The following is a 13,118-nucleotide window of genomic DNA, read 5'->3' on the forward strand; positions in this document are numbered from 1 at the left end:
AAAAGTAGATAATCATCAAATACTATTTAAAAAAATGAATTAAAAAAATTTCATAAAAATAAAATAATTCACGTGACGATATTAAGCAAAACAAATCTCCCCAACACGTCATCTCGACCGAAATGAGTGAAACGAATGAAGCGGAGAGATCTCATTACTATTATTTGTTTACAAATAATAGTAAGTCCTGTACAGGACTTATAAAAAACAAAACAGCCATATATAATTACAACGAAGTTATCCTAAAGACTTTTTGTTAATATATTTTTTATCCGATGTATCTTCGATACGTTTACTTTTGCCATTACAAAAGTATGAGATCTCTCCGCTACGTCTCGCTCTGCTCAACTTCGGTCGAGATGACGTGCAAATAGAAAACTTCGATTAAGAGCTTAACGTGAACAGTAAATAAATTCTAAATACTATTTGAAAAAAGTAAAAACTCAACCTTTCGCAAAGTTGAGTTTTTCTAAAAATACATAATTTTATAAATTATTTTCTAACCATTTTTGTAATTCATCAAAATCGTAAAATCCACTTAAGGCTAATCCGTCTTTTACTATAGAATTTTTACATTCTTTCTTTATATCATCAATCATCATTCCAAACCCTCCACCACCATGAGTGCAGAAAGGAATAATTATTTTGCCATCCAAATTTGCAGAACGTAAAAAAGTAAGAACCGGTGGTGCAAAAGTCTTAAGCCAATTAGGTGAGCCTATAAAAACTACATCTACATCATCAATATTTCCTATTTCTTCAGTTAAAGGTGGACAGTATCCCTTATCAATTTCAATTCTAGCTTCTTTTACAGCTGTGTTATATGAAAATGAATAAGGTCTTAGCGGTTTTAATTCCAACAAATCTCCATCTGTAATTAAAGCGATATCTTCCGCTAATCTTCTAGTTATTCCTGAATAGGAATAATACACAACTAAAATTTTCATCAAAATCTCCTTAAAGTTTCAAATTGAAACTAAATTTTTAATTATTTTTTAAGATTGCTTTAAAAAATTCCTTGTTGTTTTCAGTTTTCTTTATGTTTTTTACTAAATTTTCCATAATTTCATTAGTATTTGTATTTGAAAGTTTTCTACGAATTAAATTTGCAGATTGCATTTCTTCTTCTGTCAAAAGTAAATCGTCTTTTCTCGTACCTGATTTATAAATATCTATAGCAGGGAAAATTCTAAGTTCTGAAAGTTTTCTACTCAAATGAATTTCCATATTTCCCGTTCCCTTAAATTCTTCATAAATCATATCGTCCATTTTACTTCCCGTATCTACAAGAGTTGTCGCAATTATGGTTAAACTTCCACCATTTTCAACATTTCTCGCAGAACCGAAAAATCTTTTAGGCTTATGCAATGCAAAAGGATCAAGTCCTCCTGTAAGAGTTTTCCCAGAGGACGGTGTATTTACATTGTAGGCTCTTGAGAGTCTTGTTATGCTGTCAACCAAAATAACTACATCTTCTCCAAGTTCTACAAGTCTTTTTGCTCTTTCAAGTACAAATTCTGCAAGTCTTATATGATTTTGAGGCAATTCATCAAAAGTTGAAGCTATTACTTCAGCTTTTGTAAATCTCTTCATTTCCGTAACTTCTTCAGGTCTTTCCCCAATAAGTAAAACAAAAATCTTGCTCTTTGGATTATTGATTTCTATGCCTTTTAAAATCGAACGAAGCAAGCTTGTCTTTCCAGCCTTTGGAGGAGCGACTATCAAAGCTCTCTGTCCCTTTCCAATAGGTACTAAAAAGTCAATTATTCTAGTTGAAACTTCGTTCTTTTCAGTTTCTAAAGTATATTTTTCATTCGGATAAATCGGAATTAAATCGTCAAAATCTTTTCTAGTTTTTAATTCTGAAACCTTAATATCATTTATTTCATTTATATAGATAAGTGGAGAAAATTTTTCGCTTTCTTTACTTTCTCTAGTTAAACCTAAAATTTTATCTCCTTTTTTAAGTCTGAATCTTCTTATCTGAGTTGGTGAGACATAAATATCTTCTTCCCCTGAGTCATAGCCATTTGAACGCAAAAAACCATAACCGTCAGCAGTAATATCAATAAGCCCACAAACTGTTTTTTTATTAGTCTTTGAGTCATTTTCATTTTCAAAAGGCTCGTTTATATTTACTCTTTCAGGCTCTTCACTTTCAAATCCATTATCCGCCTTTAAAATTTCAGATATTAATTCATCCTTTTTATACTTTGAAACATTTGCAATTCCATAAGACTTTGCAATAGTTTTTAATTCATCAAGATATTTTCCTTTTAAAAGTTCTATATTCATACTATCTCTTTATCTTTGCATATTCAGGTTTTTTAGAAATTCTATGAGTTGCCTCAATTCTTCTAATTGTTCCTGTTTCTGCTCTCATTACAACTGAATAAGTCTTAACTCTATCATTACCAATATGTCTAACTCCGTCTAAAAGTTCTCCGTCAGTTACACCAGTAGCTGCAAATAAAACTTCATCGCCCTTTACTAAATCATTCATTTCTAAAACTTTTAGTGGGTCTTCAAGTCCCATAGCTTCACATCTCCTAAATTCTTCTTCATCAGCAGGAACAAGTCTTCCTTGGAAAACTCCGCCTAAGGCTTTAATGGCTGCAGCAGCTAAAACACCTTCAGGTGCTCCACCAATTCCAACCATTAAATCACAACCGCTATTTTCAATACAAGTTGCAATGGCTTGAGCAATATCTCCAGCTTCAAAAAGTTTTATTCTTGCACCAAGTTTTCTAACTCTATCTATAATATCTTGATGTCTTTCTCTATTTAAAATACTAACTGTAACTTCTCCAATTTCTTTTCCCAAAGCTCTTGCAAGTCTTCTTATATTCATTTCAATAGGTAAATCAATGTGTATGCAATCAACAGCTAAAGGACCCGCTGCAATCTTATCCATATACATATCAGGAGCATGTAATAAACAACCCGCAGGTGCACAAGCTGCAACTGCAATCGCATTTGGCAATCCATTTGCTACAAGAGAAGTTCCGTCTACTGGGTCAACTGCAATATCAACCTTTGCAACTCCTTCTTGTCCATTTCCTACAACTTCGCCGATATATAACATAGGAGCTTCATCCATTTCTCCTTCTCCGATAACAACAGTACCTTCCATTGGAAGTTCGTTGAACATTGATCTCATGGCTTCAACAGCAGCTCCGTCAGCACCGTTTTTATCGCCTTTTCCTAAAAAATATGAAGAACGAATTGCTGCAGCTTCTGTAACTCTGACTAAATTTAAACTTAAATTTCTATCCATAGTTTCCTCCTATTATTTAACACTTTCCCAATCTTTTAAAAACTTTTCAATTCCTATATCAGTTAGTGGGTGTTTTAACATTTGTTTGAACACCTTATAAGGTACTGTTGCAATATCTGCTCCACTCTTTGCAATTTGAAGAACATGCATTGGAGTTCTTACAGAAGCGGCAATTATTTCAGTTGTAATTGCATAATTATTGAAAACTTCAAAAATATCTTCAATTAAAATCATTCCTTCAGAGCTGATATCATCAAGTCTACCTAAAAATGGACTTACATAAGTAGCTCCTGCCTTTGCTGCAAGAAGTGCTTGAGTAGCTGAAAAAATCAAAGTAACATTTGTCTTTATTCCATCTTTACTCAAAACATTAACTGCCTTTAATCCCTCTTCAGTCATAGGAATTTTTATTACAATATTTTTATTTATCTTACAAAGTTCTCTAGCTTCTTTTACCATTCCTTCTGCTTCAAGGCTGATAACCTCCGCTGAAATAGGTCCGTCAACGATTGAAGTTATTTCAGTTATAACTTCAACAAAATCTCTTCCCTCTTTCGCTATCAAAGACGGATTAGTAGTAACACCGTCAAGAATACCCCATTTACTAATCTCTCTTATCTCATCAACATTCGCTGTGTCAATAAAAAATTTCATCAATTGCCTCCTAAATATAATTAATCTATTCGAATATATTTTACCACAAAACAATGCAAAATGCTAATAAACAAAAAGTTGTTTTAAATAAAATTAAAACAACTTTAAAACTTATATATTAAATAATATGGTAATAACAGAAAGGATTATTCCAATAAGAGAAATGGACAAAAACTTAAATCCTTTTTCCTCCGAGAAATAGTAAAATATTGCTCCAATAACTGAAATAGCAAAAGTTGTACCAATCCCTAGTAATTTTGATTCCACATTCGAAGGATTCCCTTTTAAATCAATCTGTACAGTTATAACATCAGGTAAAACTATATATCCATATATTGCTAATCCAACAGATAGTAACAAAACAATTCCAAATATTATTTTCTTGTTCATAATCAATCACCCTCCTCTTAAGATGATTATATCAAAAAAAAAAAAAAAATAAACAAGTTTTTAGGTATTTTTCGATATAAATAATGAAAGTTTTTGGGTATAATCGATTATAACATTATATTTTTTAAAATGGAGGTTTATATGAATAAATTTTATAAAGAAATATGCAAATACTACGAAGATATTTTCCCAACAAATGAAGCACAATTAAATTTTTTAAATAATATTTCAGATGGAAAAGACTATTTAGACATAGGCTGTGCAACAGGACTCGTTGCAAAAAACTTGGAAAACTTAGGAAAAAATGTAATATGTATCGACTTGGAAGAAAATATGGTAGATGAAACAAGAAAAAAAGGGCTTAAAGTATTTCAAAAAGATATGTTGGAATTGGACTTTGAAGAAAAATTTGACGTCTGCTATTGCATTGGAACAACTATTGCACATTTGGAAGACATAAACCAAATCTGTAGCTTCATCCTAAAAACTATGGACTTACTAAAAGAAAACGGAAACCTAGTCTTAAGCTGGGTAAACTTCAAACCTTTCATTCTTAAAAATGACCTATTTCTAGGAGCCTTACCAACTCTTGGAACAAAAGTTAAATTTACAAGAAACTATTACAGAGAAAATAGCAAAATCCGTTTCAACACGGTACTTACAACAGAAAACGAAAAATTTGAAAACACGCAACTCCTAGTTCCACTATTAGTTGATGACTTAATTTCATTCGTAAACAGGCTCGGACTAAAATACGAAATCTACGGAAACTTCAAAAAAGACAAATTCGATGAAGAAAACTCCCCGTCAGTAGTATTTGTAGTGAGTAAATAAAGAAAAAACAACCTACTCGTTGGGAGTAGGGTTGTTTTTTATAACCACTCGAATTCGAGGGAGTTATAATCAGAATTATATATTAATTTTTTTATTTAAATACTTCTATTGTTATTTATAATCCATGTCTATAAATATGCTTACGAACAATTAAATTATTTAACTTTTCACTGTGCTCAAAAGAAGATATGTTTTTAAAATCTTCATAATTTTTTTGTTCATAAAAATATTGAAATAATGAATAAACAACTAAAGGTATATCATCATATGTTCCAACATGTGTAGTCCAATAAATTTTAGATCTATTATTAAAAAACTCTCCTATTTTTCTATAACAATCAAATGCTTCTTCATCCAAATTAAACCACTCTTCATCTAAAAAAATTTTTTTATTAAAATTAGAATTTTCTTCAATCTTTCTTCGCTTATCAGTACATTCATCGTCAATTACTTTTATAAATCTTCCAATTAGGTTAGAAATAAAATCGGATATCCTTATTCCTAAATTATCTTTTGACTCAAATCTTTCTATAGTCGCATTTGGAAACATAGATATTGCAGTGTCATAAATTTTTTGTGTGCGATTTCCTTTTCCATCTATATCTAAATAAATATTCTCACTGTTTATATCTAATTCATTAAGTAAATTTTTAAACCCATCAAAACTAAAATAATAATCCCATTTATATTTCTCTTCAATATTTAAATTTTTTTCGATATTATTAATTTGCTGATTAAGTAAGCAAGCAAAATTACACTCTCTATTTTTCAGTTCAAAATTTAATCTTGTTTCAAGTACATAATTTATAATTTTTTTTATTTCCAAAAGTAATTTTTTTGAATTATATTCATCAGAATGCATTAGTTTAACTAATTTTTCTGTCTTATGTTGTTCTAAAAATTTGACTGTACCATAAATAAGATTATATACTTCTTTATCGTCATAAAAATCACCTAACTCTATTATATATTTTATAAAAATTCTACTTACTACAATTTCAAACTTACTTATAGTTGAAATATTAATTATAACTGAATACTCGTCTAATAAATCAAATAATTTAGTGTAAAATCTAATAAATACTTTCCTCATTGATGAAAATCCTTTATTATAATTTTTACTATTTATTATTGTTCCTTTAAACTCATGATCTTCTTTTTGACCTATTAAATTTTTATATTCTTGTTCTAAAACTTGATATTTGTTTAAAAAATCATTCGTCTTATTTTCTTCGACTCCTACAAAGGAAACAACAAAATATGTTGAAGTATTTTCTGTATTTATATTTTGAATCCCATCTTTTTGTGTAATTGATAAATCATGATATGATTCATCATAATAAAAATGTTTCTTTTCATTTTTATTAATTTTTGTCAATGTATTATCCTCCATTATGAAATTATATTTTATTATTTGTTCAATTCTTTAATACTTATGTCGTTTAGTTTTTCAAGTGACATCATTTGAGTTCTTGCAAGTTTTCTAAGTTCAATCATTCTTTCTTTTTGTGGCAGTCCTTTTTCAATTAGAACAGCATTGTAGCTTTCCATATTTGCTAGAACTAAAAGTTCATTTAGACTTGCATAGTCTCTCATATTTCCTTTTAAGTTTGGATTTTCTTCTCTCCATTGTTTTGCAGTTTTATTAAATAATGCTACATTTAACATATCAGCTTCACCTGCATATTTAAAGGCTAATTGACTTTCAGTTAAATCATTTAGTAAATATGTTTTGATAGCATCTGTATGAATCTTATAATTAATTTTAGAAATTTCTCTATTCAAATTCCAATCAAGCGACAATCTTGAATTTTCATCTGACTTAAGTCTCTTATAATCTTGAATAATATACAGCTTAAACTCTGCAGAAATCCAAGAAGCAAATTCCATCGCAATACCATAATGTGCATATGTTCCTCCATATTTTCCCGCTTTAGATATAATTCCTATTGCATTGGTAGAATTAATCCATTTTTGTGGAGTCATTATAAATCTATTTAGTCCTGCTTCATTTCTATACGTGTCGAATTGCACACGGTTAAAATTTTCATTATTAAGCACTTCCCACAATCCAATGAACTCTAATGTATTTCTATTTCGCATCCAATTTTGAATAACAAATCTGGGATCATCATTATTTTTATACTTTGCAATATCTGTCAGACTTATGTAGTCGTTTTTAAAGTCTTCTGTATAGATTTGAATTGCAAATCCTTTTGCTGAAATTTGCTCTTTAGTTACTTTTGCCACAATGGAATCTCCTTATCTATAATATATACTTACATATCATAATTCTATCATATATCTTAAAATTTTTCCATACGAGTTGAGTTTCACACGGATAAAATTAATTTATCCATTTTTACAACAAAAAAGATAGCATTTCTGCTATCCTTCTAAATATTATTTTCTAATTCATTTATTCTTTTTATCATTGGAATACAAAGAGAGATTACTACAAGGCATATGCCTGAGATTATTATTAATAATGCTGAGCCTCTTCCTACTCCTTTTTCTGTTATTATTCCCAAGTAATCGGCTATTTTTCCTGAGATGGAATATGCAACAACATATCCAAGTTGTGAGAGAAATCCAATCAGTCCCCAAGCTCTTCCTTGATATTCATCGGGAATGTTAGTTCTTGAGAGATAGTCTAGGCAATTATTAGCAAAGGGCAATGTTAAGAAGAAGAAAAATCCGAATATACACATTATTAGTACATTTTCAAAGATTCCAAATGCTAATATAAAAATTCCTGAAAATGTAAGAGATATGCTTAAGACTTTTACAAAGTTTCTTTTTATTCCTCGAATTCCTAAAAATATACCTGAAACCAACATACCACTTGCACAAATTGTTTCCACAATTCCTAAAGTTTTTGAGTCTGTGATAGACAAGAATATCGGAACGGCTAATACTTGAAATACTCCCATAAACATTGTTATAACTCCAGCAAGTATTACTAGAAAAAATACTCCTCTATTGCCATATACTACTTTCCAGCCATCTTTTAATCCGCTTAAAAAGTGATCTGATGTGCTGATATTTTTGTTTTTGATACTTTTTCTGATAATTAAGGTACATATTACAGTCAATATAAAAGTACATATATCTATTATTAAAAGCAATTTTACATCACTTATAGTTAGGAGTACTCCTGCAATTATTGGAGAAAGTAAATATTTAGCACTTCCTGCTAGAGAGAGTAGTCCACTTGCCTTGGAGAATTCATCTTTTGTTAGTAAGTCATTGATTGTGGCTCTAAAAGAAGGTTCAAGTAATGATGAAAAAACGGAACTTATAAAAACTCCTATACAAATCTGCGAAAGTGTAGCACCTCCATTCATCATACACCATAGAATATAAACTATTCCCATTCCTGAGCATCCATCTCCAATTACCATTAAAAGTCTTCTATCGTGTTTATCTGCCAGCACTCCAGCAGGAACACTTAATATAATAGTTGGCAAAAAGCCAATTAGAGTAATAAGTGCCATATCAGATGCTCGCCCTATTTTTTGAAAAATATACACTCCAAGTCCGAAGCTTGTAAGTCCTCCACCGACTTGAGAAATCAGTTCCCCAGACCATAATAATAAAAATTTTTTGAAATTATATCCTATTTTCATATTTATCCCTTTTAATCATTTTGAATTTCAAGAAGTTTACCAACATGTTCTGTTTCAAAAAACATTTTTTTGTTAGTCAAAACAACAATTACAGCAGCAATTGTAATAAAAATAGTTTCTATACATTTTGTTTCAGGCGTCATTGCTATTTTTTCTTGCATAAAGTTTAGAAACATATGAAAAATAATTGTCGCAAACATACTTCTATTATTTTTAACATACACCCATTCTTGTATAAAAGTCATAGGTATAGCACTAATAAGGAAGTTCATTACATAAAGAATTCCCATTTCCTTAAGTCCATAATGATATGTTCCTTCTGCCCAAAATAGAGGAATATGCCAAGATGACCAAGTGAATCCAAATATAAGTGAAGCTTTAAACCAGTTATATTTTGATCCTAAAGCATCTGCACCATATCCTCTCCATCCAATTTCTTCTATTACTGAAGCTAAAAAGATAGTAAGAAGTGCTGATGTTCCAGCGATTGAAAACGAAAAATCATCATTAAAACCAAACTGTTTTGGAGAGCCTCCAAATAATACAGATGTTCCAATTGATAGACAAACAGCTATTCCAAAAACAATTACTGGAAGTAAAATATAAAGTGGCTTTATTCTATAAAATCCTATAACCTTTCTTTTAAAATCTTTTTTTAGCATCTCATTTTTTGACGTAAAAACAGTTATAATCGCTGTTAAAGCAGGTGCAATTAGTCCCAAAAATAAAAGTGGAAATAGTAATTTACTATTATTTAATAAAATAGCTAATAACCAACAGCCCCAAGTTGAAGCAAAAACTATAAAGAAAAATCTTTTTGGTTTATATACATATTTATCCATAATTAAATATCCTCCTGTTTTTGTATTAATTTATTAAGGAATATCAAAAATCCAGGTTGTGCACCCAGTATTTTTTCTACTATATCAATAAATACATCGACATCTGTATTAGAATATTCCATATCATCAAACAGTTCACTACTCAAAATCATTATTATTCTAATTCTTTGTGGAATATTCTCACATTTTAGTATCCCTAATTGAACTCCTTCTTCAACAATCTTAGATAACATCGGAACAACTCTTTCAATAACTTGACGATTAATCTTGTTATGCATAATTAAATTGTCTTGACGGTTAAGAGTCTCAACGATTTGAAATTCATCGTTATTAGGCCTAAAAGATGTTATTATCCCAATCATTTTTTCAGGTAAATCTAAATCTGAATTTAATATTTCATTCGCTCTCATCTCATACTCATCAATCATCATTTGTATTACTTCTTCAAGCATTTGTTCTTTACTTTTAAAATGATAGTAGTATGTTCCCTTCGCTATTTTAGCTTCCTCTATAATTTCATCTATACTTGTATTTTCGTAACCCTTTGAAAGAAACATTCTATATGCTATTTTTAACAACTCGTGTTTCGTCTTTTCACCTTTTTTCATAACAACCTCCTTATTCGACTGCTAGTCGGTTTTTTATTATTATAACAACTTTAAAAAACTTTGTCAAGAGTTTTTCGACTAATAGTCGATTTTTTGAAAAAATTTTTTACATATTGTAGAAAAGGAATATTTTTACACAAAAAAAGATAGCATTATCGCTATCTATTTTACTTCTGTAACTATTAATTATAAGGAGCTAGAATTAACTTTCCATCTACATATTCTCCCAAAAATACATCACTATATTTTTCTAATCCTTGTTTTTTAATTTCTTCAATCAACCAATCTTCATCTTTTCCTATTACTTCTAAAATATCAGTTTGCAAATGTCCGTCTGTTATCAATGGGAACTTTGGATTTTCTTCTCCATAATGAATAATTATAAGTTGACCATTTTGTTCAACAATGGCTCTTTTTACATCTTTCATTGAATAAACATTATTAGTTCTAAGTTTAAAAGATACATCATGAGCAGATAGGCCTACTTTTCTACAATTTTCTATATTAATTTTACCTTCATCAATAATTATCAATGCTTTTCCAACTATAACTTGTTTTACTTTTACAACATGTTGTTTAAGCCATTTTAAGCCTAACACAAGAGCACACCAAATGCATAGAATACCGATGAAGTCAAGTATCTTAATACTATTATTATAAATTACACCACCAATTATTCCCCCAAGTACATAATTTTGAACTTGATCACTTGCTGAATTCGGTGCTAAGTTTCCTTTTCCTGAGATATTTATTATAGTTATTAAAGCTAAAAATCCAATTAATAATTTTATAGCTACTAAAAGAAATGGATTCATTATTCCCCCCTAAATTTTTATAAAGCTGTTAAAGCTGCTATTGTTCCAAAGATTACACCAGGTATATTTGCAACAATAATAGGCCAATCTTTTTTCTCCTGGAAAAATCCATAGCTAACCCATAAAGTACAGTTTATTGCGGCAACCATAGGTTGTAAAAAACCACTTTTATTTCCGTGTAAGTTATTAATAATTTGTGGAAAATAGGATATATACATTAACATTGCAGTACAAGTTGCTATCCATCCTAAAATTTTAAGTGTTTTTTGATTCATAAATTTTCCTTCTTTCTAATATAATCCTATTATTTTAAACTAAATCATATTATTGTAAAATATGATGAAATTAAAATCTCTTTTTAATAGATTTAAAGTAATTTTAATTATACCACTTTTTTTATTTATAACAACTATTTTAGTGAAATTATTTTACTCATTTTTTATAAATTTCTTAAACCAATTATCCAAGAAATTCATTTGTTCTTCGGTATGAAAATAATGCTCTCCATTCTTCATAATAGTAATACTCGAATTAGTTTTTTATCTTTTTTTGGGCTTTTTCAATTTTTCGACTAATTTTTTCAATTACATAATATATTATCTTTTATTTTCATCAATAAGAACCCTACCCTTCCACGATGCTTCGCATCGGGTGGGTTCCTGGGAACCTTGTTGTTTCACAATAAAAAACAGTAAATCATTCACAATTTACCGTTTTTCTATATAATCTATTTTTTCTCCATTTTTTTTACTGCCATAAAATATCTCTGAATTCCCAGTAACACAACGACTCCATCAATTATTGGCAAAACGTACCAAAGGCTCTGTGCTCCAATCATACGAGGTAATAAAATTACAGCTGGAATAAACAAAATTATCTGTCTTAACATAACTAAAATACCGGATGTTTTACCATCTCCAATCGCTTGAAAAAATGTTATAGTCATAATCATTACCCCATAAGCAATGAAAATACTGTACATTATGCGGAAATTCGGAATAGCTAAAAATAGTGTTTCATCGGATAATCCAAATAATCCAAGAATTGGTTTAGCAAAAATTTCTGAAGGTATCCAAAAACAAGCAGCTAATATAATAGAACTGATAGTGAAAACATTGAATATTTTTTTGACCCTGTCATACTGCTCTGCTCCAAAATTGGCACCAATAGCAGGTTGTAATCCTTGACTCATTCCCCAAAGTGGAATGAATGAAAAAGCCTGTATTCTTAAGATAGCCGCCATAATAGCTGCGGATGTTTCTCCACCATAACGAAAAGCTTGACTATAAAGAAAACTCTGCTGAATAATAGTTAACACCTGCATAAGCATAGCAGAAACCCCTACGGAAAACATATCTACGGTTATATCCCCTTCTTTTCTAATTATCCCAATTTTTACAACTTTACTTTTTTTCTTAAAATACCAAAGAGTAAAAATTGCCTGAACAAATTGTGCTGTTATCGTAGCGACAGCAGCACCTTCAATACCACGCTCTATAAATAGTATCATAAGAATCGGATCCAACAATATATTTATACCTGCACCAATTCCCATAATAAGCATTGCTCGTTTCATCAACCCCTCGCCACGCATAACCATATTTGCTGCCTGCGCGAAATTTACAAAAATAGACCCTATAAAAATAATTCGTAAATAACGAGTAGAAAGATTTAAAAGTTCTCCTTTTGCACCAAATACACTAAGTAATTGTTGGCAAAATAAGATCCCTAAAACAGTAACAATTGTTGACAATGTTAGAATCCAAAAACAAAGATTTCCCATAACTTTATCTATTATTTTTTGATTTCCTTCTCCAATGGCTCTGGATAATAGTGACGCTGAACCTACCCCAATTAAAGTTGCGATACCCGTATTGATATATGTGAACGGAGTAGCAATTCCTACAGCGGTCATAGCTTTCTCTCCAAGTATCTGGCCGGCAAAAATCCCATCCATTAGCGGATATAAGCCGATAACAATCATCCCTAATATTGCCGGCAATGAAAGTTTAATTAATATTTGTAACGGTTTAGCTGTTAAGAGCTCTTTACTATCTTTATTCATCTAA

At 30.0% G+C, this 13,118-nt stretch carries 14 protein-coding genes; 1 reads left to right on the top strand and 13 read right to left on the bottom strand.

From position 1 onward, the window contains the following. Window positions 1-485 precede the first annotated feature (485 nt). The 5 genes from VJI95_RS05005 to VJI95_RS05025 all read right to left on the bottom strand — a co-directional run bounded on the left by VJI95_RS05005 (window position 486) and on the right by VJI95_RS05025 (window position 4,321). Window positions 486-947: a flavodoxin gene (locus tag VJI95_RS05005; protein ID WP_324010467.1), complete on the bottom strand. Its 462-nt coding sequence runs from the start codon at window positions 945-947 to the stop codon at window positions 486-488. Window positions 948-984: 37 nt separating this feature from the next. Beyond that, window positions 985-2,295 (bottom strand): transcription termination factor Rho, encoded by a 1,311-nt coding sequence (gene rho / locus VJI95_RS05010; RefSeq protein WP_324010468.1) that lies wholly within the window; start codon window positions 2,293-2,295, stop codon window positions 985-987. A 1-nt stretch (window position 2,296) separates the two neighbouring features. Continuing rightward, window positions 2,297-3,277 (bottom strand): class II fructose-bisphosphatase, encoded by a 981-nt coding sequence (gene glpX / locus VJI95_RS05015; protein ID WP_324010469.1) that lies wholly within the window; start codon window positions 3,275-3,277, stop codon window positions 2,297-2,299. A gap of 12 nt (window positions 3,278-3,289) precedes the next feature. Beyond that, window positions 3,290-3,931 (bottom strand): fructose-6-phosphate aldolase, encoded by a 642-nt coding sequence (fsa, locus tag VJI95_RS05020; protein ID WP_324000010.1) that lies wholly within the window; start codon window positions 3,929-3,931, stop codon window positions 3,290-3,292. A 111-nt stretch (window positions 3,932-4,042) separates the two neighbouring features. Then, window positions 4,043-4,321, bottom strand: a complete 279-nt coding sequence (locus tag VJI95_RS05025; protein WP_324000012.1) for a DUF1648 domain-containing protein — start codon at window positions 4,319-4,321, stop codon at window positions 4,043-4,045. A 141-nt stretch (window positions 4,322-4,462) separates the two neighbouring features. Between VJI95_RS05025 and VJI95_RS05030 the strand changes: the two genes are divergently transcribed. After that, window positions 4,463-5,155 (top strand): class I SAM-dependent methyltransferase, encoded by a 693-nt coding sequence (locus VJI95_RS05030; protein ID WP_324010470.1) that lies wholly within the window; start codon window positions 4,463-4,465, stop codon window positions 5,153-5,155. Window positions 5,156-5,270: 115 nt separating this feature from the next. Here the strand turns inward: VJI95_RS05030 and VJI95_RS05035 are convergent, their stop codons facing one another. The 8 genes from VJI95_RS05035 to VJI95_RS05070 all read right to left on the bottom strand — a co-directional run bounded on the left by VJI95_RS05035 (window position 5,271) and on the right by VJI95_RS05070 (window position 13,114). Then, a complete protein-coding gene (locus VJI95_RS05035) occupies window positions 5,271-6,533 on the bottom strand; it encodes a hypothetical protein (RefSeq protein ID WP_324000015.1) in 1,263 nt (420 codons plus the stop codon). A gap of 32 nt (window positions 6,534-6,565) precedes the next feature. Continuing rightward, the gene (locus tag VJI95_RS05040; protein ID WP_324010471.1) at window positions 6,566-7,405 is read right to left on the bottom strand and encodes a KilA-N domain-containing protein; all 840 of its coding nucleotides are present in this window, start codon (window positions 7,403-7,405) and stop codon (window positions 6,566-6,568) included. Between the two features lie 146 nt (window positions 7,406-7,551). Further along, window positions 7,552-8,784, bottom strand: a complete 1,233-nt coding sequence (locus VJI95_RS05045) for an MFS transporter (protein ID WP_324010472.1) — start codon at window positions 8,782-8,784, stop codon at window positions 7,552-7,554. 11 nt (window positions 8,785-8,795) lie between these two features. Continuing rightward, complete coding sequence (locus VJI95_RS05050; protein WP_324010473.1) at window positions 8,796-9,626, bottom strand: CPBP family intramembrane glutamic endopeptidase; 831 nt, start codon at window positions 9,624-9,626, stop codon at window positions 8,796-8,798. 2 nt (window positions 9,627-9,628) lie between these two features. Next, a complete protein-coding gene (locus VJI95_RS05055) occupies window positions 9,629-10,234 on the bottom strand; it encodes a TetR/AcrR family transcriptional regulator (protein ID WP_324010474.1) in 606 nt (201 codons plus the stop codon). A gap of 182 nt (window positions 10,235-10,416) precedes the next feature. Further along, window positions 10,417-11,049, bottom strand: coding sequence for a DUF421 domain-containing protein (locus VJI95_RS05060; protein WP_324010475.1), 633 nt, complete (start codon window positions 11,047-11,049; stop codon window positions 10,417-10,419). Between the two features lie 17 nt (window positions 11,050-11,066). Continuing rightward, window positions 11,067-11,324 carry a SemiSWEET family transporter gene (locus VJI95_RS05065; protein ID WP_324010476.1) on the bottom strand — a complete coding sequence of 86 codons (258 nt, stop codon included), beginning with the start codon at window positions 11,322-11,324 and terminating at the stop codon, window positions 11,067-11,069. A 452-nt stretch (window positions 11,325-11,776) separates the two neighbouring features. Continuing rightward, window positions 11,777-13,114, bottom strand: a complete 1,338-nt coding sequence (locus tag VJI95_RS05070; RefSeq protein WP_324010477.1) for an MATE family efflux transporter — start codon at window positions 13,112-13,114, stop codon at window positions 11,777-11,779. Window positions 13,115-13,118 lie beyond the last annotated feature (4 nt).

The sequence above is a fragment of the Parvimonas sp. C2 genome, assembly GCF_035282405.1.
GTDB lineage: Bacteria > Bacillota > Clostridia > Tissierellales > Peptoniphilaceae > Parvimonas.

What these genes read in the sequence shown, in the direction of transcription:
- VJI95_RS05045 (WP_324010472.1), bottom strand. Translation starts at nt 8,784, where the DNA reads ATGAAAATAGGATATAATTTCAAAAAATTTTTATTATTATGGTCTGGG.
- VJI95_RS05050 (WP_324010473.1), bottom strand. Translation starts at nt 9,626, where the DNA reads ATGGATAAATATGTATATAAACCAAAAAGATTTTTCTTTATAGTTTTT.
- VJI95_RS05005 (WP_324010467.1), bottom strand. Translation starts at nt 947, where the DNA reads ATGAAAATTTTAGTTGTGTATTATTCCTATTCAGGAATAACTAGAAGA.
- rho (WP_324010468.1), bottom strand. Translation starts at nt 2,295, where the DNA reads ATGAATATAGAACTTTTAAAAGGAAAATATCTTGATGAATTAAAAACT.
- fsa (WP_324000010.1), bottom strand. Translation starts at nt 3,931, where the DNA reads ATGAAATTTTTTATTGACACAGCGAATGTTGATGAGATAAGAGAGATT.
- VJI95_RS05070 (WP_324010477.1), bottom strand. Translation starts at nt 13,114, where the DNA reads ATGAATAAAGATAGTAAAGAGCTCTTAACAGCTAAACCGTTACAAATA.
- VJI95_RS05060 (WP_324010475.1), bottom strand. Translation starts at nt 11,049, where the DNA reads ATGAATCCATTTCTTTTAGTAGCTATAAAATTATTAATTGGATTTTTA.
- VJI95_RS05030 (WP_324010470.1), top strand. Translation starts at nt 4,463, where the DNA reads ATGAATAAATTTTATAAAGAAATATGCAAATACTACGAAGATATTTTC.
- glpX (WP_324010469.1), bottom strand. Translation starts at nt 3,277, where the DNA reads ATGGATAGAAATTTAAGTTTAAATTTAGTCAGAGTTACAGAAGCTGCA.
- VJI95_RS05025 (WP_324000012.1), bottom strand. Translation starts at nt 4,321, where the DNA reads ATGAACAAGAAAATAATATTTGGAATTGTTTTGTTACTATCTGTTGGA.
- VJI95_RS05055 (WP_324010474.1), bottom strand. Translation starts at nt 10,234, where the DNA reads ATGAAAAAAGGTGAAAAGACGAAACACGAGTTGTTAAAAATAGCATAT.
- VJI95_RS05065 (WP_324010476.1), bottom strand. Translation starts at nt 11,324, where the DNA reads ATGAATCAAAAAACACTTAAAATTTTAGGATGGATAGCAACTTGTACT.